Here is a 24,157-nt window from a genome sequence, read left to right as displayed (position 1 = left end):
GAATAATATGATAAGAGCTTTATGGAACAGTAGGAGTGCTATGAATGCACAACAGGAAAAGCTGGATAGTATTTCTAATAACATTGCAAATGTGAACACAGTAGGATATAAGAGAGAAGATGTAAGTTTTCAGGATTTAGTTTATGAAACTTTAAATAGAAAGGGGTATCCTAATAATGGGAACGACCCTAATGAACCATTAAACGGCAGTGGAGTAAGAGCAACTGAGTGGATTAGAGATAATAGTCAAGGAGTTCTAAAGGAAACTGGTGCTAAAACAGATTTTGCTATTGATGGAGAAGGATTTTTTAGAGTTACATTGCCAGATGGCAGAAAAGCTTATGAAAGATCAGGAAGCTTTAACATAGATTCAAATGGTGACATTGTAGATAAAAGTGGGAATAGGTTAGATATAGAGTTTACGGAGGAGGGAGCAGAGTTGTTTAACTCTGGAACTAACTTCTCAGAAAATAACCTTATAGTTAACAAGGATGGAGAGGTTTTTGTAAATATACAAGATAATGGACAAGATAGAAGTATCCCTTATGGGAAAATAAATATTTATGCTCCAATAGGACAAAACTCTTTAAGCTCCATTGGAGAAAATTTGTATGTACCTAACCCAGGAGTTCAGATGAACGAAGCTCTAGACACAGATATAATGCAGGGATTTTTAGAGGAGTCCAATGTAGATGTTGCCAAAGAGTTAACGGATATGATAGTAGCCCAAAGATCCTTTGAGCTTGGTTCAAGAGGACTTAAGACTGCAGATGAAATGTGGGGACTTATTAACAGCATGAAGGGAAGATAGCAAAAAAACTGTTTATAATATTTTATATTTAAAGTCACTTAAAAACTAAATAGAATTGAAAATATAGTGAAGCCTATACTTTAAATAAAGTATAGGTTTTTTAAATAATTCTATTATTGCTATACTGTTTTTTATTTTTGTAAATATATGACAACCTGAGACATATAATATAATGATGTTAAGTTTTAGGAGGATTATTTAATGAGAAATAAATATTATGCAAGTGATTACAGTATAGCTATGGATGGCTGTCCAATGATGAATGAACATATGGGTTATAATTGTAATTGTGGTATGCAGTATATGGATGATACGGGAATTGATCCGTCAATGATGAGAATGCCATATCCATCATTAGAATGGGGAGGACAGTGTCCGGCAATGGGAATGTCCTACTCGCCAATGGAAATGCAGTGCCCAATGATGGCAATGTTTTGTCCATCTATGGAGGTTCAGTGTCCAATGCTAGCAATGTCCTATTCACCAATGGAGATGCATTGCCCAATGATGGGAATGCCATATCCAACCATGGGAGCCCAATATCCACCTATGGGAATGCAGCAGCCGATGATGGGAACAGAATATTCACCTATGGGTATGCAGCAGCCAACGATGGAAACAGAATATTCGCCTATGGGAATGCAGCAACCAATGATGGGAACAGAATATCCGCCTATGGGAATGCAGCAGCCGATGATGGGAACAGAATATTCACCTATGGAAATGCAGCAGCCAATGATGGAAACAGAACATACATCTATGGAGATGCCATGTCCACCAGTAGGAATGCAGCAGCAACCTATATATTCAGATGTTCAAATGGAAAAGTCAAATCCATTATATGAAGAGTTAGAGGGAATAGAGGAAACAAATATGCTAGAAGACTTACCTAAGCTAGGAATGGGAGACATAAAGATGCAAGAAATAGATGTTAGTGAAATAGAAGATTAAATAGAAAGAAAGGTGCCCATTAGAGGCACCTGAGTTTTTATTTTTGTGCAGTCATTGCTGCAGTTAATGGTGGTATAACTTGTTTCTTTCTTGAAAGAACTCCTGGTGCATAAGCACTAGTGCCTTCAAGAGTGACGTTAAAGGCTCTTGAAACTGCATCCTTATGGTCTCCAACAGCTATTAATTCTGAACCGCCCTTTAATATGTCTGTTACAAGTAATAGAACTAATCCATATCCATCACTTGAGGCTGTTTTCTCCATTAACTCAATAACATCTTTTCTTACTTTCTCAAAACCCTCTGTATCCATAGTTGAAATTTGTCCTACACCAACCTTAACGTCACCCATAGTAAATGGCTTGAAGTCTTGGTTAAGTATTTGTGCTGGTGTTTTTCCTTCTAGAGATGAACCAGCTATAAACATTTCAGTAGCAAACTTTTCAGGATTTATATCAGCTATACTAGCAAGTCTTTCTAGAATAAGCTTATCTGTGTTAGTTGCAGTAGGTGATTTAAACAGTAATGTATCTGAAATAATAGCAGCGCATAAAAGTCCAGCAATTTTTTTAGATGGTCTTATGCCATTTTCAAAGAATCTAGAAGCAACTATTGTTGCAGTACATCCTACTGGTTCGTTTCTAAAGTATATAGGGGAACCGGTTTGAACTCCACCTATTTTATGGTGATCTATTATTTCTAGTATTTCAGCGTCCTCAAGGCCGTGAACAGATTGAGCCTTTTCATTGTGATCTACAAGAATAACCTTCTTTTTGCTTTCAGATATTAAATGATATCTTGAAATGCTTCCTACTATTTTATTTTCAGAATTTACTACTGGATAACTTCTGTATCTAGTTTGAAGCATAACTTCTCTTACATCATCGATTAAATCATCAGTTTTAAAAGATACAAGATTATCCTTAGTCATTACGTGGCCTACAGGTATACTTTGAGGAATTAATCTTGCAGAAGTAAAAGTATCGTAAGGTGTAATTATCACTGAGCAGTGGCAATCTTTAGCCTTTTGAAGTATCTCATCATTTACCAGATGGTTACCTGTTACTACTATTAAAGAAGCACCACATTTAAGAGCAACATTTTGAGCATCTTCTCTATTCCCACAGATTACCATATCACCTTTATCTATAAATTCTCCAGCACTTTCTGCATCCATTGCGGCAACTACTACTTTTCCCGTAAATTTAGGATTTTTCTCTGAAGCATATAGACACTTAGCAGAAAGCGTATCTACTATGTTTTCAAGTTTTGTACCGCTTTTTTCGATTACATTGGTATCCCATATATCCATGTAAGATGAAGTTAAGTTTGATTGAGAAGCAAGACCAACAAGTTTATCTTCATCATCTACCACAGGAACAGTTTTAACATTGTTTTTTCTTATCATTGACCAAGCTGTTTTTAATGAAGTTTCAGGTGCAATAGGTGTAACACCATCAATATCTAGGTCAGCTATTTGTGTCTTAACTGTTTCAACTAGTTTAGGTGCTTTAACTCCAAAATAATCAAGTACAAATTGAGTTTCTCTGCTAACCTCTCCTAATCTTATAGGAATAGCATTTACTCCCATCTTGTTTTTAAATTCAGCATAAGATACAGCAGAACAAATAGAATCTGTATCTGGATTTCTATGTCCTGTTATGTATACTACATCGTTCATTTATCAGTTCCTCCTAATCATATATGTAATTCATCATAAAAAACCTCTTTGCATATTTATAATAATATTAGCAACAGACAATAATCATTATCATAAATAAAGTACATATATATTATATACAATCACAAAATTTTATCAAACATATTTTAACAAAAAATTTGAATTTACAGTTGCTATTTTTAAATTTCTTATATATATGAATTAACAATATCTCTTAGTTTTTGCTTTTAGGAAAGTGCAATTTCCTAATTATAAAGCATAATATTTTAACATAGAGCCTCATATATTTAATTAATGAAGGATAAGGAGGAAAGCTTTAACACTATAGTTCTGTGAGTAAATGAAGGAAGTGTTAACCTAATTAAACAGAGCTAAAAAATACATTGCTTGGAGGGATGAAATTGATAAATGAAAGGGACTTACAAAGCGGGCTAACACAAGCTGAAGCCGCAAGAAGGCTTAAAAAGTATGGACCAAACAGATTAGAAAAAAAGAAAAAAATATCTCCTGCTAAGATATTTTTTTCTCAATTTAATGATTTTATAGTCTGGGTACTTATTGTAGCTACTGTTATATCTGGAATAATGGGAGAGAAGGCTGATGCTGTCACCATATTAATAATCATTATAATGAATGCAGTATTAGGCTTCATACAAGAGTATAAAACAGAAAAGTCTTTAGAGGCCTTGAAAGAATTAGCTGCACCTACAGCTAAGGTAATAAGGGATGGAAATATAAAAGTAATAAATGCAGAGGATTTAGTTGTAGGGGACTTAGTTGTACTAGAAAGTGGTGACAGAATACCGGCAGACTGTATGATGGTAGAAGACAGTAACTTTATGACAGATGAATCTCTTTTAACCGGTGAATCAATAGGGGTTGAAAAAAGTTCAAGAGGTAATAATAGTTCAATATACATGGGGACTATAGTTCTTACTGGAAAAGGCAAAGCTAGAATCATACAAACAGGCATGAAAACAGAAATGGGTAAAATAGCTGGAATGCTAAATAGTATTGAAGGAGAAAAATCCCCTCTTAAAAAGAGACTCGATTCTTTAGGAAAAATACTTGTAGTGCTTTGTTTAGTTATATGTGCTATTGTGACACTAACTGGCATATGGAGAGGGCAGGATATGTATGAAATGTTCCTTCTAGGTGTTAGCTTGGCAGTTGCTGCTATTCCAGAAGGACTTGCAGCTATAGTTACTGTAGCCTTAGCACTTGGTGTTTCTAGGATGTTAAAAAGAAATGCTTTAGTTAGAAAACTACCAGCAGTAGAAACCTTAGGCTGTACATCTATAATATGTAGTGATAAAACTGGTACTTTAACAGAAAATAAAATGACGGTAAAAGCTCTTTATTTTGATGGGAAGGTTTATAGAGTGGACAAAGAGTCAGTTCCAGAAAATTTATTGTTAAAAAAAGCTTTTACATACTGTAATGACTGTAACTTTGATTTTAAAGAAAGCAGCATTACGAAAAGCTTATTTGGTGATCCTACAGAAACTGCTCTAATTAAAGGTTTTTTTGCAGCTACCAAAGATTTGAAGGTCTTCTTAGATAGAGCTAAGAGAGTATATGATATTCCCTTTGACTCTGATAGGAAAATGATGTCTGTAATAATGAAAGAAGGAAATAGGGAAACTTGCTACGTAAAAGGAGCACCAGAAAGAATAATAAATAGATGTAAATATATATTGGATAGGGGAGAGGTAAAGCTATTTACATCAGACCAAAGACAAAGAGTACTAAAGGCAGTGGAAAGTATGTCTTTCGACGCTTTAAGATGTATAGCAGGAGCCTACAAGGATGAAGGTATCACAAAAGGTAAAGGTTTAGAGGAAAATTTAGTTTTTGTAGGTATTGCAGGAATTATTGATCCGCCAAGAAGAGAGGCAAAGGAAGCTGTTTTAAAGTGTAAAATGGCAGGTATTAGGGCTGTAATGATAACAGGAGACCACAGGAATACAGCTTTTGCCATAGGTAAACAGCTGGATATATGTAAAGACCAATCACAGGTTATTACGGGGGAGGAGTTAGACAATCTAAGTGACAAACAATTAGCAGCGAAGGTTGACAACATATCTATTTTTGCTAGAGTAAGCCCGAATCACAAATTAAGAATTGTAAAGGCCTTTAAGTCTAAAAATAAAATAGTTGCAATGACTGGGGATGGTGTAAATGATGCACCAGCAGTTAAGGAAGCTGACATAGGGATTTCAATGGGTATATCTGGTACAGACGTAACTAAGGAAGCCTCCTCAATGATACTACTGGATGACAACTTTGCTACAATAGTATCAGCAGTGGAAGAGGGAAGAGTAATCTACGATAACATAAGGAAATTCATAAGATATCTTCTTTCCTGTAACCTAGGCGAAGTGTTAACTATGTTCTTAGCATCACTCTTTTATTTAGATACACCGCTTTTGCCAATACAAATTTTATTGGTAAACCTTGCCACTGATGGACTTCCAGCTATGGCATTAGGGGTAGACCCACCGGATGGAGATATAATGAGTGGAAAACCTAGGCCTAAAAATGAGAGTATATTTGCTAGAGGATTAAGTGAAAAAATAATAGTAAGAGGTTCCCTCATTGGTGTTTGTACCGTCCTTGCATTCTTGGCTGGAAAATACTATGGATATGACTTAAGAACCTGTAGAACTCTTGCACTTACCACTCTAGTAATGTCTCAGCTTATACATGTTTTCGAGTGCAGGTCAGAGCGACATTCTATATTTGAAATAAAATTATTTACTAACCCATACCTGGTAGGAGCGGTAGCTATATCTATAACCATGATACTTTGCGTGCTTTATATTCCATTTATGCAAGCGGTATTCCACACATCAGCACTTCATATTGGACAGTGGGGAATAGTACTATTCTTCTCTGGAATAATAGCACTGGTTAATAGTTTGTATTTATACTTTAAATAAAGAATAAAAAAGATTAGAATTGCTTAGCAATTCTAATCTTTTTTATTTTATTCTCTGTACTCTCTGAACCTTTTGCATTTTTCCTTCCATAGGAACCAAGTCTTTCTTAGTTGTCATATTTCTAATATTAATCATTTCTATCTGCTCACTATTTTGTTTGCCTTTTTTGCCTTTTAGACCCTGAACTAATACAAGATTTCCTTGATTTACTGGTATGAATTCAGGTTTTTTAAACCATCTATTTCTCATATATATACATTTGGTTATGTTCTTACTTCTTTCAGGTCTTACTAGAAGTGTGACAGTAAGCTTATTGAATACCCATAATATTGTTTTTTCAGTAACTTTAACAGACACAACAGTACCTTGCACTTGAGTAAGTCTATCACCATACTTTTTTAAATAAGATTTTGTGTAATATTGAGCAATTTTTTCTTTTAAACTCATGTTTTTGACTCCTTTACGTTAAAATTTATCTGATAGCTAAGCGCCTCCAATAATTACGCCTTTGTCTTTGTTACCGAGAACTTGATAACCATTTAAGCTAAAGGCATTTTCCATGATTAAATTATACCTTATTTGCTATACTTTGAAAGTCCCAGTAGAATTTTATGTATATTATAACACAGTATTGCCCTTTTTAAAATATAATGGATTACTTTTGTTATAGTTTTACCATTAACTTATTGATAGATGTATAGAATATAAATATTTTATTTACCATGTAAATTGAAAAAGGAATTTTTAAAATAATGTTGAATGTTTATATAGTATATAGATGTCTATCCTAGAACTTTATGTAATATTAATAAAAAGATAATAACCATATTAGTTTAGGATAGAGGAAAGTAATTATGGGAGAACAGTGGGATAATAGGGTTTAACTTTAAGTTTAAAAAGAAATTTAAAGTTAAACTCTATTTTTTTATATTTTTTGTACCTAAATATTATTTTAAAGAATATTATTATAGTAAGCGGTAAAAAGGGGGATGAGATATGAACAGAGAATTAATACCTCAGGAGGTCATCTACGACTTTAAGGTTGATACTATAGGCTTAAGAGGGGATTTTAATAGTATGCCTGAGTATGATCAAGTATATGAAAAAATAAAAACTGCTTTGGAAATAGATAAGGAAGGATATAATATTTATCTTATAGATGATTTTTCAAAGGACAAATTAGAAAAAATAATAGAATTTGTAAAGAAAAATCTTAAAACAAAGGATAAACCTCAGGATATATGCTATGTTGTTCATAATGATGAAAAGGTTCCAGAAGCCATATTTTTACCCGGTGGAAAAGGCATGAAATTAAAGGAAACTGTTGAGAATATACAGAAATTTTATTTGGAAACAACCTACGACTTTTATAATAGCTCTTCGAACAAGGAAAAGGAAACTATAGTTGACAATCTTCAAAAAACAAGAGGAAACTTGATAAGTAAGCTTGTTAAAATGGCAGAAGATGATGGTTTTACTATGAAAGCTACTCAAAACGGATTTACATTTATTCCCCTTAAGGAAGAAGGGGAGTTAATGGGTGAAGAAGATTATGACACCTTAAAATCTGAAGAAAAGGAAGACATACTAACTAAGGTAAACAGCTTGAAAAGTAATGCTCAGGAAGTATTAGATGAGTTAAGAGATATTGAATTACTGGAAGTTGAAAAAATAAAAAAGATAATGGAAGAGTATTATAAAACAAAGGCAAAAGAACAAAGAAAAGAGTTTTTAGAGGAGTTTTCAGAAAATCAACATATTGTAGAACTTTTAAATGATATCTGTGACGATATAGAAAAAGAGATAGTAGAGATATATTCCATAAGCTATGAAGATGATGAAGAGGAGATAAACGGGATAATCTACAGATATGTGGTTAATGTTTTAGTAGATAATAGTGAAAATGATACTCCGCCGGTAATTTTTGAAGAAGATCCTAACATTAACAACCTACTTGGAAGTATAGAATATGAAAATAAAAATGGAACTTATATTACAGATGTAAGTTTAATTAAGGCAGGCTCATTTTTAAAAGCTAATGGTGGCTGTCTAATATTAAGATTAAGTAGTCTTTTAACTAATTCCTCAGCTTACTACTATTTTAAAAAGTCATTAATAAGTGGAAAGGTAGATTTAGATTATAACAGGGGATATTTAGAACTTTTATCTCTTAATGGATTAAAACCAGAACCTGTAAACTTTAATGTGAAAATAATACTTATAGGAGACTATAACACTTATGATTTACTTTATTCCTATGATGAAGATTTTAAAAAAATATTTAAGATACGAGCAGAGCACAATTCTACCTTGGATATTAATAATGATACAAAGCAAGCTTTTTTTGAGAAACTATCAGATATATGCCAAAGCAATAACCTTCATGGGCTTACAGATGAAGCGGTGAAGGAGTTAGCAAAATTTTCATCAAGAAAAGCGGAAAATAAAAATAAATTATATATTGATGAATATGAATTAGGAAGGGTACTAATGCTTGCAAATAACAAGGTGGAAAGGGAGCAAAGAGCATTTATAGAGGACTATGATATAATTGATACAGTTTATGAAGAAGAGCTAATTGAGAGGGAAATAGATGAAAGTTATAAGGATAATAAAATATTTATCAATGTAAAAGGAAAGTTAATAGGTGAAGTAAATGGACTATCTGTTATAGATACAGGATATTTTAGTTTTGGCAAACCAATAAGAATAACCTGTTCCTGTTATAAAGGAGCGGGAAATATAGTAGATGTACAAAAAGAGAGTGATTTAAGTGGAAAAATTCATAATAAAGCTATAAATACCTTAAAGGGATTTATGAATACATTAATGGGTGGATATGAAAAGCTTCCTGTGGATTTTCATCTAAGCTTTGAGCAGCTATACGGAAAGATAGATGGAGATAGTGCTTCTGTGGCTGAAATAATATCTATGATATCTGCCTTTAGCAAAATACCAGTAAAACAAAATGTAGCAGTCACAGGTTCTATAAACCAATTTGGGGAAGTGCAGCCAATTGGCGGTGTAAATGAAAAAATAGAAGGCTTCTTCAAGATATGCAAGTTAGTAGATACAATAAAGGGAAAAGGAGTACTAATACCAGAATCAAATGTAAACAGCCTAGTTCTGAATAGGGAAGTTGAAGAAGAAATTAAGAAAGGAAACTTTCATATATACTCCATGTCTCATATCAAAGATGCAGTGGAAGTGCTAATAGGAGATAAAAATATAGGTTATAAAGAAGTTATGGAGGAATTAGAGAAAGAAAGTAAAAAGTATTCTGGTAAGAAAAGTACCAGAAAAAGCTCTACTACTAGAAGAAAGAAGAAGGAAGAGTAAGTTATTAGTGGACAGTGAAGAAATCTCTACTTACACTGTCCATTTATAAAGCCTGCTATTTAAACATTGAATCTAAAATGTACAACATCTCCGTCTTGCATAACATATTCTTTACCTTCAAGTCTAAAATATCCTTTTTCTTTAGCGGCAGCTTCTGAGCCGGATTCCACTAGTTTATCATAGGAAATTACTTCAGCTCTAATAAAGCCTTTTTCAATATCAGAGTGGATTTTACCTGCAGCTTGAGGAGCCTTTGTGCCTATTTTTATAGTCCAAGCTCTTGCTTCTTGAGGACCTACAGTTAAAAAGCTCATAAGGCCAAGAAGTTTATAGCTAGCATGTATTAGTTTATCAAGACCGGATTCTTCTAAGCCGTATTCTTCAAGCATTTCTTTCTTTTCTTCTTCATCTAAAGTAGACAGCTCTTCTTCGATTTTAGCAGAAATAACTACAACCCCTGAATTTTCACCAGCGGCAAATTCTTTAACTCTCTTTACATAGTCATTTTCTAATCTGCCAGATACTAAATCATCTTCAGAAATATTTGCTGCATATAATACCGGTTTTGTTGTAAGTAAGAAGAAGCCGTTTACCACTTCTGATTCATCTTCAGTTAAATCTAAAGTTCTAACCGGTTTTCCTGCCTCAAGATGCTCCTTAATTCTTATCATTAAATCATATTCAGCCTTTGCTTCTTTATTTCCACTTCTAGCAAGCTTAACTACTTTTTCTATTCTTCTATCCATAACCTCTATGTCGGAGAAGATAAGCTCAAGTCCTATAGTTTCTATATCACGAATTGGGTCAATAGATGCGTCTACGTGAACTATGTTAGGGTCATCAAAGCATCTTACTACATGAACTATAGACTCAACCTCTCTTATATGTGATAAGAATTTGTTTCCAAGACCTTCTCCCTTACTTGCACCTCTAACTAATCCAGCTATATCATAAAATTCTATAGCTGTGTGTATTTTCTTTTTAGAGCCATACATTTCTGCAAGCACATCTAATCTTTTATCTGGAACACTAACTACACCTACGTTTGGTTCAATTGTACAGAAGGGATAATTAGCAGATTCTGCTCCTGCCTGAGTTATAGCATTAAATAAAGTGCTTTTACCAACATTAGGTAAACCGACAATTCCAAGTTTCATTTATGTACATCCTTTCTCATCTTTGTATTAACTATTTAAATCTATTAAATTATACTCTACAAAGAAAGGCATTTCAAGATAATTGACAGTTGACAACTACTTATGTCTCCACTTATCAAAATCACCTCTTACATATTTAAGATAGTATTTTTCACCATGAATTTCACTAGAAGTTCTAACTCCTAATCTTCTTATAATTGGAAGGGGAGGACACCAACCCTGTAATGCATGTTGAAGTAAGAAACCTCCTACAGCAGCAGTAAGTACAGACCAGCGTTTTTTTTCAGTGATTAAAGCTAAAGCGGAACCTACAAGCATTAGAGCTCCTGCATTAGCTTCTAATACTCTTTCTGTGTCCCATTCTTTATTAAGACTGTTAATCCTAGCAGACACACCTTCTGGATTTTTTCCACCGTATAAATTCATATTATTTAAGGTTTTTTCTTTAATTATATTATTAACCCTTTTGCTCGTATGCATTTTTACTTTATGTGTTGTTGGTGGTAGTAAGTTATTAAGCATATTAGACTAATCCCCTCCTATTGTGAAAGCTACTATTAATTGTTCAAATTCACATTGATTTAAGATTCGCACAAGTATCATTTCCTAGTCATGGAATTATATGAGTTAAGTATTCCCTTTAAAAATAAAATTTACACCTATAAAACCTTGAACGAGGTATATTATCTCCTCAGAATTTCCTATCATAATTATTAGTTTATTTAAAGTACTAGCTAAAATTTTAGAGTGAGTTTTACATTATGCGATACTCTTTAAAGAGCATGTCAGTAAAGTTAAAAAATATAAAGTCGATATAAGTAGAAAAAACTTTTTTAATATACTTTAAAAAAATATTAAAAAGGTTTTTTAAAAGAGGAATTTTTATGTTAATATAGAATATGTAAGGTCAGTGGGAAAAAGTGGGGTAAAGTGGAGTGAAATAACAAAATTGGGGTGTAAATATGTTTATAGGGGAATATGAACATGCCTTGGATAGCAAAAATAGAATGATAGTTCCTTCTAAATTTAGAGAAGAACTAGGCAGTAAATTCATCCTTACTAAAGGACTGGACGGTTGTTTGTATGCCTACCCCTTAAGCGAGTGGTCGATATTAGAGGAAAAGCTAAAGAGACTTCCACTAACTAATAAAAATGCCAGAGCCTTTGCTAGATTCTTTTTTTCCGGTGCAAATGAAATGGAATTGGACAAACAGAGCAGAGCTTTGATTCCCCAGAGTCTTTTAGAATATGGAAAGATAAAAAAGGAAATAGTAAGTATAGGTGTATCTAATAGGGTAGAGATATGGAGTAAGGAAAGTTGGGAAGAATATAATAATTCCAATATAGACTATGACGATATAGCAGAGCAAATGAGTGAATTAGGAATATAGTAAGAAAATGAAGAACTTAAACACAGATGGATATTACGTTAAAAATTTAATTAATAATGGAAAAAGGTTTGGAGGAAGCAAAAGATGGAGTTTAAACATGTATCAGTTCTATTAAATGAATGTATAGAAGCTTTAAATATAAAAGAAGATGGAATATACGTAGATTGTACTCTTGGTGGAGGAGGTCATTCCTATGAAATAGCTAAGAGGCTATCGGAAAAAGGAAGATTAATTGGAATAGACCAAGATACGTCTGCACTAGGTGCTGCAAAGGAAAGATTAAAGGAATTTAACAATGTTACCTATGTTCATAATAACTTTTATAATATAGATTCTATTTTAACAGAATTGGATATTGAAAAAGTGGATGGAATACTTATGGACTTAGGAGTATCCTCCTACCAACTGGATACTGCCGAAAGAGGTTTTAGCTACATGAAGGACGCACCGCTTGATATGAGAATGAATAGAGAAGATGACCTCACTGCTTATGATATAGTAAATAGTTATAGCGAGGAGCAACTCTTTAGAATAATCAAGGAATATGGAGAAGATAATTTTGCTAAGAGAATAGCTAAGTTTATAGTAGATAGAAGAGAAAAGGAAAGCATAAAAACTACATCTAAGTTAGTGGATATAATAAGAGCTGCCATCCCAGCAAAATTTCAAAAGGATGGCCATCCTGCCAAAAGAACTTTTCAAGCTATAAGAATAGAAGTTAATAAAGAACTTGAAATATTAGATAAAGCTGTGGAAGATAGTATCAATCGTTTACAAAATGGTGGAAGAATAGCAATAATAACTTTCCATTCATTAGAAGATAGAAAGATTAAAAGCAAATTTAGACAATTAGAGAACCCATGTACTTGTCCACCGGATTTTCCTATTTGTGCATGCGGTAAACAATCTATATTAAAAGTTATCAGTAGAAAACCTATCGAACCAAGTAAAGAAGAGATGGAGGTAAACTCTAGAAGTAAAAGTGCAAAGCTTAGGGTAGCTGAGAGAATTTAGTTCTAAAATTTGTGTGGGGTGAATAAAGTGATAGTGGTAAATGAAGATAGCATTATACAGGGGAATACGGTTCTTAAGCCTAAATATAGTCCAACTAGGGGCAATGAGGTTGATAAAGAAAAAGCAAATAGGAAAAGAAGGCACAAACAAGTAAATAGACGAGTAAAAAATAAGATGAAAATTATAAGAAATATCGCTTTAATATTCATAATAGGACTAACACTTGTAGGAAGATACTGCATTATTTATGACATGCAAATGGAATTAAATTCTATAAAATCAAATATAAATACTATTAATAAGGAAAATGAGAACTTAAGAGTAGAGTTAGTTAAATTCAACAATATACAGCAGATAGAGGAAACAGCAGTAAGCAAGCTTCATATGGTAAAACCAGATAAAAGCATGGCTGTATATACTAATATAAGCAAAGAGACCATACAATCATCAGAGAAGAAAAAGCAGGTTGAAGAGGAGAAAAGTATTTGGAGCAGGATTAAGAGAGTATTGTTTTAAAATAATACTAAAAGCTAATATTAATCCTATAATCCATAAATTATTATAGCCTACATTGGCAACAAAGAAGTTTTTAAAAAGAGAAACTAATCTTTGTTGCCAATTATACACATACAAAGATAAGATATATAATGAACTAGCTTTTATTAAATTATCTATAGCAATGTTTAACGGAGGTAAATAGGTTGGCAAAAAAAGAATATAGAGATAAAGTTATCATTAGAAAAAGAATGGTAGTTATTTTTAGTTTTCTTTTCCTGTTGTTTACATTATTAGTTGTCAGAATGATGTACATAATGGTGTATCAATCAAACAAGCTCAAATCTTTAGCAGTTGATCAGTGGACAAGCGAAGTTAAGATTGCTGCAAAAAGAGGAAGAGTTCTTGATAGAAACGGTCATGAGTTGGCAGTAAGTGCCAATGTATACAGAGTAGATTTAGACATGAACACCTTAAGGGATACAATGAAGGAGAAGAGTTTAACTGAAGATCAGGTAGCAGGAAAACTATCTGAGGCTTTGGGAATGGAAAAGACAGAGGTTTCTAAGATACTAGGAAAGAAATTACCAGGGGGACTACCTTTAGCATCTGCTACTTTAAAGAGAAGAATTGAAAAAGCAGAGGCAGATAATGTTAGAAACTTAAATTTAAGAGGGGTTTTAGTATCGGCGGATACTAAAAGATATTACCCTAACAATAACTTTTTAGCTCATGTACTTGGACATACTAATTCAGATGGAAATGGACTTACTGGGGTTGAATTATATTATAATAAGGAATTGTCTGGTACTCCAGGAGTTAGAATTGCAGAAACGGATAGAAAAAGTAAGGAGCTTCCTTATACTATATCGGAATATTCAAAGCCGGTAGATGGAAAGGATGTTATACTGACAATAGATGAGATGATACAGCATTTTGCAGAGAAAGCAGCAGATCAAGCCATGAAGGATAATAAAGCAAATGCTGTTAGCATTATAGTTATGGACCCCAAGACTGGGGAAATTCTTGCAATGGCAAACAAACCTGACTATAACCCAAATGATCCATGGGTTAAGGATAAGTCCTTTGATGAACTGCAAAAAATGTGGAGAAATAGAGCAGTTAGCGATACCTTTGAACCAGGATCCATATTCAAGGTAATAACAGCTTCAGCAGCTCTTGAAGAAAATGCAGTAAGTACAAGTGACAAGTATACCTGTACAGGAAGTTTTACAGTAGGTAAAAAAGTGATACATTGTTGGAAAACTTCAGGACATGGGGAACAGACTTTTGTAGAAATACTTAAAAATTCTTGTAATCCTGGATTTGCAGCGGTGGGAAAAAAGGTAGGTAAAGAAAACCTTTATAAATATGAGCAAAAGTTTGGTCTAGGACAAAAAACAGGAATAGATTTACCAGGAGAGGCTAATGGAATTATTAAAAAGCCAGAAAATATTAGTGAAATAGATTTAGCTACTATATCCTTTGGTCAAACTAATACAGTGTCTTCAATTCAATATCTTACAGCTTTTAATGCAATAGCTAATGGTGGAATGTTAGTGAAACCACATGTGATGAAAGAGATAGCCCATTACGATGAAGAGAAAAATGTGGAAATAACAGATAAAAAATTTGAAGTCTCAGGAAATAACAGCAAGCAAATTTTAGATGCTAATAAGATGGCTGAGCTTAGAGGATATCTTGAAAAAGTTATTTCTGAGGGTGGTGGAAAGAAAGCCTTTATAGAAGGATACCATATAGCTGGAAAAACAGGAACAGCTCAAAAAGCTGGACCAGGAGGGTATCAACCAGGTAAGTATATAGCCTCTTTTGCGGGAATGGCACCAGCAAATGATCCAAGAGTAACAGTATTTGTATCTATAGATGAGCCAGATCCATCTAACTACTATGCGGGACAAATAGCAGCACCGGTAGCTCAGCAGATATTCAATGATATATTCAATTACCTAGCTATGAAGAGTGATGCAAGCAGTGAAGACATAGCTAAGAGTATGTTAAAGGATATAGTTGTACCAGATGTAAGGGGTATGAAAAAGGCTGAGGCAGAAAAAGCTCTACAGGATCTTCATCTAGATGGTGAGCCAGACTCAAATGGAGAGTATATTGTAGATATGAATCCAAAGCCAGGCTATACAGTTAAAGAAGGAACAAAAGTTATACTTTACACTGGAGCAACGCCAAACTATAATAAAGTAGTGTCAGTTCCAGATGTTAAGGGATTAAGCACCGAAAAAGCTGTGGCTGTATTTAATAGTGTTGGACTAAGGGCAGACTTTAATGAAGTTGGTATGGTGTCCGAACAAAGCATTGAACCGGGACAGGAAGTACAAAAGGGAACTCTTGTAAATCTTCATACAGAGCCGTTGGGAGATTAAATTAATATTAAGCATGCAGTACGTGTATAGAAGAGAATTATCTACATGACTGCATGCTAATGCTATGTTTAAGTTGGATACTTTATGTAAAGAATTGAAAGAGAATGTAATTATAAGGGGTTGTTATTATGAAACTAAAAGAGATTTTACAAGGTATAGATTATAAGGTAGTTAGAGGTTCTGAGGATTTAGAAATTGGAAAAATTCAGTATGATTCAAGGGCAGTTAAAGATGGAGATTTATTTGTCTGCATTGAGGGATATGCTACAGATGGGCATAAGTATATAGATAATGCTTATAAAAGTGGAGCTGCTGCAATAATCATAGGAAAAGATGTGGAAGACATTCCAGATTGTACAGTTATAAGAGTTAAAGATAGCAGAAAGGCATTAGCTTTAGCAGGGGCCAATTTTTATGACCATCCTGCAGATAAATTAAAGATAATAGGCGTTACTGGCACCAATGGAAAAACTACTTCTACTTTTATGATGAAATCTATATTAGAAGCAGCAGGATATAAAGTAGGTATTGTAGGAACTATCGCTAATTATATTGGAAGCAAAAAACTTCATACAGAGAGAACTACTCCAGAATCCTTGGAGCTTCAAAAGCTTTTTAAGGATATGGTAGATGATGGAGTTCAGTATTGTGTTATGGAAGTATCTTCTCATTCTTTATATTTAGATAGAGTCTATGGCGTGAAGTTTTCCCAGGCAATATTTACAAACCTTACCCAGGATCATTTAGATTTTCATAAGACTTTTGAAAATTACTACAATGCAAAGCTTATATTATTTAAAAATGCAGTTAACTCAGTTATAAATTTAGATGATGAGTACGGAGAAAGAGTTTATAATGATACAACAGAAAATAAAATTACTTATGCTATAGATAAAAATTCTGATGTCAAAGCAAGTGAGATACATATGCATTCTAGAGGTGTAGATTTTAATATAACATATGGTAGTGAAAAAGAGCATATAAATTTAAATATACCAGGTAAATATAATGTGATGAACGCTCTTGGAAGTGCAGGAGCTTGTTTAAAGGAAGGAATATCACTAAGCCTTGTAAAAAAAGGCTTGGAGGCTATGATTGCTGTTCCAGGAAGATGCGAAATAGTAACTAAGGATTATAATTTAGGTTACGAAGTTATAGTTGATTATGCACATACACCAGACGGTTTAGAGAATATATTGAAAACTGCTAGAGAGTTCACCAAAGGTAGACTTATCAGCGTATTTGGCTGTGGAGGAGATAGGGATAACAAGAAGAGACCTATTATGGGAAGAATAGGTTCAGAGTTAAGTGATTTAGCAGTTATTACATCAGATAACCCTAGAACAGAGGAGCCTATGGCTATAATAAAGGAAATAACTGAGGGGATAAAGAAGGATAACTATATTATTGTAGAAAATAGAAGAGAAGCTATTAAGAAGGCTATGGAAATGGCTGAAAAAGACGATGTTATAGTAGTAGCTGGAAAAGGACATGAGGACTATCAGATATTAAAAGATAAGACAATACATTTTGATGAGAGAGAAATTATTGGAGAAATTGTGGAAGCGTTAAAAGAAAGGAGTTGATTAAGGGTGGAACAGATGACTTTTGAAGAAATAGTTACTGCAGTACAGGGGGAAATTGTTTTACAAGGAAACTATAGTGGATTTAACTCCATAAATACCGATACAAGAAAAATAGAAAAAGGAAATATATTCATTGCATTAAAGGGAGGCAATTTTAATGCTAACGAATATATAAAAGAAGCTAGTGAAAAGGGAGCAGTCATCTGCATAATTGATGAGATTAAGTATAAAAAGGAAGATATACAAAATTATACAACAGTTATTAAGGTTAAGGATACGGGAAAGGCCCTTTTAGATTTGGCTGAATTCTATAGAAGTAAATTAACTTTAAAGGTAGTTGGAATCACTGGTTCTGCAGGAAAAACCTCCACTAAGGACCTAGTGGCAGCAACATTAAGCTCTAAGTATAAGGTTTTTAAAACAGAAGGTAATTTTAATAACCAAATAGGACTTCCGCTAATGATATTCAAATTAGATAATAGCTATGATATTGCAGTTCTAGAGATGGGAATGAATAGCCTAGGAGAAATAAGTTCTATGGCAAAGGCTGCAAGACCGGACATAGCCTTGATTACTAATGTAGGAACGGCTCACATAGGAATGCTTGGAAGCAGAGAGAACATACTAAAGGCTAAGCTTGAAATAACTGATTTTTTCGATAAGAATAATACTTTAATCATAAATAGAGACAATGATTTACTAGCAAAGGTTAAAGAAGACAAATTTAGAATAGTTAACACTGGTATAGATACTAACGCTGATTTTAAAGCAGAGAATGTAATACTTGGGGAAGACTATGTGGAATTTGCTGTGAAAGAATCTTCCGAAAGCAGCGAAGAAAAGCTCCATGTAGATGTTCCAGGAAGGCATACTATATCCAATACATTGTTGGCAGTAGCTTGTGGCAGGCTGTTTAAAATGAATTACGATGAAATAAGACAAGGGTTAAAAAACCTTCAAACTACTGCAAATAGAATGGAGATAACTAAGGGGACTAAATTTAATATAATAAATGACTGCTACAATGCTAATTCTGAGGCTATGAAAGTGGCTATAGATGTACTTAAGAATTTTAATTCTAATAGAAGGATAGCAATACTAGGCACTATGGGAGAACTAGGGGAAAGAGCCTATGACAGTCATAGGATAATAGGGGAATATGCAGCAAAAAATGGAGTTGACTTGCTAATAACCCTTGGAGAGTTCAGCGATGCTTATGAAGAAGGAGTTAAGGCAATAGATAATGACACTAGAAGACATATTGCTTTTCAGGATTATGATAAAGTGGTGGAGTATCTTATAGATCAGTATTTAAAAACAGGAGATACAGTATTAGTAAAGGCTTCAAGAGCTGCAAAATTTGAAACAATTGTAGAAAAACTAAAGAAGAGTAACTCATAGAAGGAGGTGAAGACGCTCTAAATTTTAGAGCGACAATAGCAAATGGATAGATTAATTTACTCAGTACTAGTTGCATTTTTTATATCAATATTAGCGGGACCTATAATAATTCCTATACTACATAAGTTGAAATTTGGTCAAAGTATAAGGGAAGAAGGACCCAAAAGTCACCAAAAGAAGGCCGGTACCCCTACAATGGGAGGAATAATATTTATAGTTTCTTCTTTTATAACAATGGCCCTTTTAATAAGGAAGCCTGGGGACGAAGCTATGGTTGCACTGTATGCCTTTATAGCTTTTGGGATAATTGGAGCATTAGATGATGGATTGAAAATTATACGTAAGAAGAATCTAGGTCTTAGAGCATATCAGAAGATGATATTATTGCTAGTTGTATCAGGAAGTTTTGCTTATTATGCAGCATACAATCCTAATATAGGTACATCTATTATATTACCTTTTGGACATAAGACATGGAATCTAGGCAGCTTTTATATTCCTTTTATTATAATTTATTTTGCAGCTACAACTAATGCAGTTAACTTAACAGATGGCCTTGATGGACTAGCGACTTCCGTTACCTTATTAGTTATGACTTTCTTTGCACTGGTGAGTTTAGCTACAGGACATTATACTCTATCAATCTTTTGTGGAGTTGTAGCAGGAGCTCTTTTAGGATTCTTAAGATATAATGCTTTTCCAGCAAGAATATTTATGGGAGACACAGGTTCATTGGCCTTAGGTGGAGCAGTTGCAGCTGTAGCTATGATACTAAAATTACCATTATTGGTTATAATAGTAGGTGGAATTTATGTAGCGGAAACATTATCTGTAATACTTCAAGTAATATCCTTTAAAACTACAGGAAAGAGGATATTTAAGATGAGTCCGTTACATCATCATTTTGAGCTATCAGGCTGGCATGAAACAAAGGTTGTATCTATATTTTGTATTGTTACAGTAGTATTATGTTTAGTTGCCTTTTTATCACTGTAGTATTTAGTTGGAGTTGTTAGTTTGATAGGAGTAATCAGGTAGGAGGATATAGTAATGAATAAACCTGGTAATAAAATTGGGCCTATAGATTTTTTGCTGTTTTCAACTATAATGCTTTTAGTAGCCATCGGAGTAGTTATGGTTTATAGTGCCAGTTCCTATAGTGCATTCTTTAATCCGGATATAAAGGATAGTATGTACTTCTTAAAGAAACAGGGACTTTGGGCACTTATAGGAACAATTTTTATGTTTTTCGCAATAAAAGTTGATTACCACAAGATAAAAAAGTATACAAAGATACTTATGATAATTGCTATAATACTTTTGTTAGCAGTATTTGCATTTCCAGCAGTAAATGGTGCAAGAAGATGGATAAGGCTAGGGCCTGCTTCATTTCAGCCTTCGGACATGGCTAAGTATATGGTAGTATTATATATGGCAAAAAGTATAGATGTGAAGGGCGAAAAAATTAAGAGTTTAATTTATGGAGTCATACCATATTTATTAGTATCTGGTTTTTATGCAGGGCTGGTACTAGCAGAGAAAAACTTAAGTATTGCCACTGTAATAATGATGGTTACTCTAATTGTTCTTTTTGTAGCTGGTGCGAAGATATCTCATATGGCTGGACTAATTGGATTAGTAGGTTTGGCAGGAGTAGCAGGTATAATATTAGAACCATATAGAATGGCTAGATTTACCAGTTTCTTAAATCCTTGGGCAGACCCAAAGGGAGACGGATATCAGTTAATTCAATCCTTATTAGCCTTAGGCTCAGGTGGAATATGGGGTATGGGTTTAGGAAAGTCACGACAAAAGTGTTACTACATACCAGAACCTCATAATGATTTTATCTTTTCAATAATTGGAGAAGAATTAGGTCTTATAGGGTGTACTTTAATCATCTTATTATTTGTTATATTTATATGGAGAGGAATTGTTACCGCTATAAGGGCAAAGGATACTTACGGAACTCTATTAGCTACAGGTATTACATCTGTTGTTGCAATACAGGCAATAATTAATATTGCAGTTGTAACAGGTTCAATGCCGGTAACAGGGGTACCGCTGCCATTTATAAGCTATGGAGGATCATCCTTGGTATTTAATCTGATGGCCATGGGCGTGCTCCTGAATATATCAAGGCAAAGGGAGCACACCTAATATTAAAAACTATTAGTTGAGAGTTGAGATTTGAAAGTTTATGAAGATTTTCTTCTTGTATTTTAGAGGAACTAAAATCATACTTTAGATCTTAACTCTCAATTTTTATTTCAGTCAATAGGTTTAGATAACTAAATTTGATGTAGAAAGAATTTATGAAAATTTAATCTATAATTTAATGAAATTAATTACGTGAAGTGTTATTATATATATATCTTATAGAGTTTTACTAAGGCGGGTTGGTGAAATATGGGTCAAGTTATAAAAAAAACAGACAACGAGCTAATTTTACAAAGAAGAAAAAAAATAAGAATCAAAAGAGCAATTTTACTGTTCATGCTTATGACATCACTATTTGTTACTCTTTGCCTAAAGCTACCTTATTTTAATATAAAGACAATTAAGGTAAGTGGTAATAAAAATATTCCTCAAAAGGAAATTATTTCACTTTCAAAGGTTACTTTAGATAACAATATATTTTATATTAATTTAAAATATATTGAAAGCAATATTCTAAGTAATCCATATATAGCTAGTATTAAAATAGAGAGGAAGCTGCCTTCTACCATACAGATTATTGTTAAGGAAAGAGAAGCGGTATTTTACAACAATAAGAATAATAAATACTTTGTAATAGATAAAGATGGTGTATTGCTTCAACAGAGAGCAGATGTCAAGGAAATGAAGCTTATTAAACTAGATGGAATAGATTATGAAAAGACGGATATTGGTAAGGTGTCAGAGGATAAGGATAAGAGAAAGATTGATGTAGTAAGAAATATAGGAAATGTGATACAGAATAATAAAATTACAAGTATAACATCGGTAGATGTAAGCAATTCTGTTGACATTAAGTTATACAGTGGAAATATTCTAATCAAAATTGGAAGTCCAGACAATATTGACAAGAAACTAAATAAGGCTGTAAATATATTAGCAAGGAAAGAACTACAAGGAGCTAAGGGATACATCGATGTAAGTTTTGATGGTAATCCTGTGTTTTTTATCGAAAAATAGGAGGATGTAAAAATGGGGAAAATTAAAGCGCAGGTTAGTGTTGCAATAGTATGTGCTATATTGGGATTTATGTTGGCTTATCAGTTCAAAGTACTTATGAAGCAGGATAAAACCTTGAACTTTACTAATAAGAGCAGTACAGATGTTACTGTAGAAATAGAGCAGTATAAGAAACAAAAGAGCGAATTAGAAAAAAAGGTTCAAGAACTTCAAGACCAAATTAAAAGTTATGAGAAGGCGGCAGCAGGGAAAAGTGATGCTACAAAGAATTTGCTTAAGGAGCTAGATGATACTAGATTGTTAACGGGAATTACTGATGTAAAAGGACAAGGCATTACTATATATCTCACTCCTGATAGTAAAATATTTGGTACAACAGGAGAACAAATTACAGATAAACATTTGGTATATTTGGTCAACGAACTAAGGTTTGCAGGGGCTGAGGCTATAGCTATAAATGATATAAGAGTAGTTTCTAAAACAGGGATAAGGAATGCAGGGAGTTATATATTAATAAATGACGAAAAGATATCTCCTTCAAGGAGAATAGTAATACAGGCTATAGGTGATAAAAATCTATTGTATAGTGCCATGAGCTTTCCGGAAGTTTTTACTGATTTTAAAGGGTTATGTGATGTAAAGTTTGATAAAGTTGATGATATTGTTATAAAAAAATATAACAAGGCTTATAAATTTGAGTATGCTAAACCGATAAAAGAATAATTTATAATTAAGGAGTGTTAGGTCAAATGATAGGTTTTTTTGGACTCATAATAGGTATTATAATAGGAATCGTTTGGAATATAAATATCCCAGATAAGTTTTCTCCCTATATGTCTGTAGCTATATTGGCTTGTTTAGACTCAGTATTCGGAGCTATCAAAGGAAGCCTTAGCAATAAGTTTCAGCCAGACATATTTATATCAGGTTTTTTCGGAAATGCTGTTCTTGCAGCAGGTCTTGCCTATTTAGGAGATAAATTAGGAGTTCCTATTTATTTAGCAGCAGTAATAGTATTTGGTGGCAGAATATTTGATAACTTTGCAACTATAAGAAGAATATTAATAGAAAAAGCAAGATCTCGTCAATGAGGTGAATTAAATGAAAAATAATGAGGCTAATATTTTCGTATTCATAGCTTCTATAATAATAGGAATACTAATATCTATGAATATCAGTTTTAAAAAAGAAAATGGAACAGTTTTTCTAAGTGCAAAGCAGTATCAAGATGCGTACAATTACAAAAATAAGCTGTATAGTGATATAGCTACCCTTATGGAGCAATATGATAAATACAACCTAAAGGTAGAGAACTTTAGAAATAACGAATTAAACGATGAACATGTTACTGAAGAAATTGAAGAAGAGTTAAATGCAAATAATATTATACTTGGAAAAGTCCCGGTAAGTGGGCAAGGAATTATAATTAATCTTAATGATGCTAGTATTGAAGATATAGAGAACTCTTTTGACTATCAATTAAGGCTTGTTCATAATACTGATATCATACAAGTAATAAATGATTTGATAAATGCCGGTGCAGAAGCAATTTCTATAAATGGTCAGAGGATAGTTGATACAACGGAAATATATTGCAGTGGCCCTTTCATAAGGGTAAATGGTGTAAAAATAGCTGCCGTTTTTAATATTCAAGCCATTGGAAATAAGGAGGTATTGTATAATTATATGATGTCAAATGAAAACTACTTAAAAACCTTAATGATTAGAAAGGTTAGAGTAGATGTGGAAAAAGCTGACAGTATAAAAATACCTGCTTATGTAGGAGAATATAAAAAAGAATTCATAAAAGTGAATTAGT

General features: G+C 33.1%; 20 protein-coding genes. 16 read left to right on the top strand and 4 right to left on the bottom strand.

The features are described 5' to 3' along the window. Window positions 1-7: 7 nt before the first annotated feature. The gene (locus P8V03_RS00555) at window positions 8-811 is read left to right on the top strand and encodes a flagellar basal-body rod protein FlgG (RefSeq protein ID WP_318796334.1); all 804 of its coding nucleotides are present in this window, start codon (window positions 8-10) and stop codon (window positions 809-811) included. Between the two features lie 201 nt (window positions 812-1,012). Then, complete coding sequence (locus P8V03_RS00550) at window positions 1,013-1,762, top strand: hypothetical protein (protein WP_318796333.1); 750 nt, start codon at window positions 1,013-1,015, stop codon at window positions 1,760-1,762. Between the two features lie 37 nt (window positions 1,763-1,799). On the opposite strand, the gene P8V03_RS00545 is transcribed toward P8V03_RS00550, so the two are convergent. Continuing rightward, a complete protein-coding gene (locus tag P8V03_RS00545; protein WP_318796332.1) occupies window positions 1,800-3,440 on the bottom strand; it encodes a putative manganese-dependent inorganic diphosphatase in 1,641 nt (546 codons plus the stop codon). Between the two features lie 395 nt (window positions 3,441-3,835). On the opposite strand from P8V03_RS00545, the gene P8V03_RS00540 reads away from it, so the two are divergent. Then, the gene (locus P8V03_RS00540) at window positions 3,836-6,382 is read left to right on the top strand and encodes a calcium-translocating P-type ATPase, PMCA-type (protein WP_428978955.1); all 2,547 of its coding nucleotides are present in this window, start codon (window positions 3,836-3,838) and stop codon (window positions 6,380-6,382) included. A gap of 42 nt (window positions 6,383-6,424) precedes the next feature. Here P8V03_RS00540 and P8V03_RS00535 read toward each other — a convergent pair whose 3' ends face one another. After that, complete coding sequence (locus P8V03_RS00535; protein ID WP_261670789.1) at window positions 6,425-6,829, bottom strand: hypothetical protein; 405 nt, start codon at window positions 6,827-6,829, stop codon at window positions 6,425-6,427. Window positions 6,830-7,378: 549 nt separating this feature from the next. Between P8V03_RS00535 and P8V03_RS00530 the strand changes: the two genes are divergently transcribed. Further along, window positions 7,379-9,721 carry an AAA family ATPase gene (locus tag P8V03_RS00530; RefSeq protein WP_318796331.1) on the top strand — a complete coding sequence of 781 codons (2,343 nt, stop codon included), beginning with the start codon at window positions 7,379-7,381 and terminating at the stop codon, window positions 9,719-9,721. Window positions 9,722-9,780: 59 nt separating this feature from the next. Here the strand turns inward: P8V03_RS00530 and ychF are convergent, their stop codons facing one another. Next, on the bottom strand, window positions 9,781-10,878 hold the full coding sequence (gene ychF / locus P8V03_RS00525; RefSeq protein WP_261670787.1) for a redox-regulated ATPase YchF: 1,098 nt from the start codon (window positions 10,876-10,878) through the stop codon (window positions 9,781-9,783). Window positions 10,879-10,974: 96 nt separating this feature from the next. Further along, complete coding sequence (locus P8V03_RS00520) at window positions 10,975-11,400, bottom strand: YgaP family membrane protein (protein ID WP_318796330.1); 426 nt, start codon at window positions 11,398-11,400, stop codon at window positions 10,975-10,977. A 440-nt stretch (window positions 11,401-11,840) separates the two neighbouring features. Between P8V03_RS00520 and mraZ the strand changes: the two genes are divergently transcribed. The 12 genes from mraZ (at window position 11,841) to P8V03_RS00460 (ending at window position 24,156) form a co-directional block, all read left to right on the top strand. Then, window positions 11,841-12,269 carry a division/cell wall cluster transcriptional repressor MraZ gene (gene mraZ, locus P8V03_RS00515; protein WP_318796329.1) on the top strand — a complete coding sequence of 143 codons (429 nt, stop codon included), beginning with the start codon at window positions 11,841-11,843 and terminating at the stop codon, window positions 12,267-12,269. Between the two features lie 84 nt (window positions 12,270-12,353). Beyond that, a complete protein-coding gene (rsmH, locus tag P8V03_RS00510) occupies window positions 12,354-13,283 on the top strand; it encodes a 16S rRNA (cytosine(1402)-N(4))-methyltransferase RsmH (protein ID WP_318796328.1) in 930 nt (309 codons plus the stop codon). Between the two features lie 27 nt (window positions 13,284-13,310). Next, window positions 13,311-13,799, top strand: a complete 489-nt coding sequence (locus P8V03_RS00505) for an FtsB family cell division protein (protein ID WP_318796327.1) — start codon at window positions 13,311-13,313, stop codon at window positions 13,797-13,799. A 230-nt stretch (window positions 13,800-14,029) separates the two neighbouring features. After that, on the top strand, window positions 14,030-16,174 hold the full coding sequence (locus P8V03_RS00500) for a stage V sporulation protein D (protein ID WP_428978958.1): 2,145 nt from the start codon (window positions 14,030-14,032) through the stop codon (window positions 16,172-16,174). A 128-nt stretch (window positions 16,175-16,302) separates the two neighbouring features. Next, window positions 16,303-17,760 (top strand): UDP-N-acetylmuramoyl-L-alanyl-D-glutamate--2,6-diaminopimelate ligase, encoded by a 1,458-nt coding sequence (locus tag P8V03_RS00495; protein WP_261670781.1) that lies wholly within the window; start codon window positions 16,303-16,305, stop codon window positions 17,758-17,760. 6 nt (window positions 17,761-17,766) lie between these two features. After that, the gene (locus tag P8V03_RS00490; protein WP_318796325.1) at window positions 17,767-19,161 is read left to right on the top strand and encodes a UDP-N-acetylmuramoyl-tripeptide--D-alanyl-D-alanine ligase; all 1,395 of its coding nucleotides are present in this window, start codon (window positions 17,767-17,769) and stop codon (window positions 19,159-19,161) included. Between the two features lie 42 nt (window positions 19,162-19,203). After that, window positions 19,204-20,157: a phospho-N-acetylmuramoyl-pentapeptide-transferase gene (mraY, locus tag P8V03_RS00485; protein ID WP_261670779.1), complete on the top strand. Its 954-nt coding sequence runs from the start codon at window positions 19,204-19,206 to the stop codon at window positions 20,155-20,157. 54 nt (window positions 20,158-20,211) lie between these two features. Continuing rightward, window positions 20,212-21,321 (top strand): stage V sporulation protein E, encoded by a 1,110-nt coding sequence (gene spoVE, locus P8V03_RS00480; RefSeq protein ID WP_261670778.1) that lies wholly within the window; start codon window positions 20,212-20,214, stop codon window positions 21,319-21,321. 249 nt (window positions 21,322-21,570) lie between these two features. Then, window positions 21,571-22,338: a cell division protein FtsQ/DivIB gene (locus tag P8V03_RS00475; RefSeq protein ID WP_318796324.1), complete on the top strand. Its 768-nt coding sequence runs from the start codon at window positions 21,571-21,573 to the stop codon at window positions 22,336-22,338. A 12-nt stretch (window positions 22,339-22,350) separates the two neighbouring features. Then, a complete protein-coding gene (locus P8V03_RS00470) occupies window positions 22,351-23,061 on the top strand; it encodes a DUF881 domain-containing protein (protein ID WP_261670776.1) in 711 nt (236 codons plus the stop codon). Between the two features lie 26 nt (window positions 23,062-23,087). Next, window positions 23,088-23,429, top strand: a complete 342-nt coding sequence (locus P8V03_RS00465) for a small basic family protein (protein ID WP_261670775.1) — start codon at window positions 23,088-23,090, stop codon at window positions 23,427-23,429. Window positions 23,430-23,439: 10 nt separating this feature from the next. After that, window positions 23,440-24,156 carry a DUF881 domain-containing protein gene (locus P8V03_RS00460; RefSeq protein WP_261670774.1) on the top strand — a complete coding sequence of 239 codons (717 nt, stop codon included), beginning with the start codon at window positions 23,440-23,442 and terminating at the stop codon, window positions 24,154-24,156. The last annotated feature ends 1 nt before the right edge of the window (window position 24,157 follow it).

It is taken from the genome of Clostridium tanneri (genome assembly GCF_033659955.1).
GTDB lineage: Bacteria > Bacillota > Clostridia > Clostridiales > Clostridiaceae > Clostridium_AM > Clostridium_AM tanneri.
Note: the sequence above shows the minus strand (reverse complement) of the source record. Positions and strands in the feature narration are given on the sequence as shown.

Coding starts and splice junctions, on each gene's coding strand:
- mraY (WP_261670779.1), top strand. CDS start 19,204: ATGGATAGATTAATTTACTCAGTACTAGTTGCATTTTTTATATCAATA.
- P8V03_RS00465 (WP_261670775.1), top strand. CDS start 23,088: ATGATAGGTTTTTTTGGACTCATAATAGGTATTATAATAGGAATCGTT.
- P8V03_RS00460 (WP_261670774.1), top strand. CDS start 23,440: ATGAAAAATAATGAGGCTAATATTTTCGTATTCATAGCTTCTATAATA.
- P8V03_RS00500 (WP_428978958.1), top strand. CDS start 14,030: ATGGTAGTTATTTTTAGTTTTCTTTTCCTGTTGTTTACATTATTAGTT.
- P8V03_RS00540 (WP_428978955.1), top strand. CDS start 3,836: ATGAAATTGATAAATGAAAGGGACTTACAAAGCGGGCTAACACAAGCT.
- spoVE (WP_261670778.1), top strand. CDS start 20,212: ATGAATAAACCTGGTAATAAAATTGGGCCTATAGATTTTTTGCTGTTT.
- P8V03_RS00550 (WP_318796333.1), top strand. CDS start 1,013: ATGAGAAATAAATATTATGCAAGTGATTACAGTATAGCTATGGATGGC.
- mraZ (WP_318796329.1), top strand. CDS start 11,841: ATGTTTATAGGGGAATATGAACATGCCTTGGATAGCAAAAATAGAATG.
- P8V03_RS00545 (WP_318796332.1), bottom strand. CDS start 3,440: ATGAACGATGTAGTATACATAACAGGACATAGAAATCCAGATACAGAT.
- P8V03_RS00520 (WP_318796330.1), bottom strand. CDS start 11,400: ATGCTTAATAACTTACTACCACCAACAACACATAAAGTAAAAATGCAT.
- P8V03_RS00495 (WP_261670781.1), top strand. CDS start 16,303: ATGAAACTAAAAGAGATTTTACAAGGTATAGATTATAAGGTAGTTAGA.
- P8V03_RS00475 (WP_318796324.1), top strand. CDS start 21,571: ATGGGTCAAGTTATAAAAAAAACAGACAACGAGCTAATTTTACAAAGA.
- rsmH (WP_318796328.1), top strand. CDS start 12,354: ATGGAGTTTAAACATGTATCAGTTCTATTAAATGAATGTATAGAAGCT.
- ychF (WP_261670787.1), bottom strand. CDS start 10,878: ATGAAACTTGGAATTGTCGGTTTACCTAATGTTGGTAAAAGCACTTTA.
- P8V03_RS00530 (WP_318796331.1), top strand. CDS start 7,379: ATGAACAGAGAATTAATACCTCAGGAGGTCATCTACGACTTTAAGGTT.
- P8V03_RS00555 (WP_318796334.1), top strand. CDS start 8: ATGATAAGAGCTTTATGGAACAGTAGGAGTGCTATGAATGCACAACAG.
- P8V03_RS00470 (WP_261670776.1), top strand. CDS start 22,351: ATGGGGAAAATTAAAGCGCAGGTTAGTGTTGCAATAGTATGTGCTATA.
- P8V03_RS00535 (WP_261670789.1), bottom strand. CDS start 6,829: ATGAGTTTAAAAGAAAAAATTGCTCAATATTACACAAAATCTTATTTA.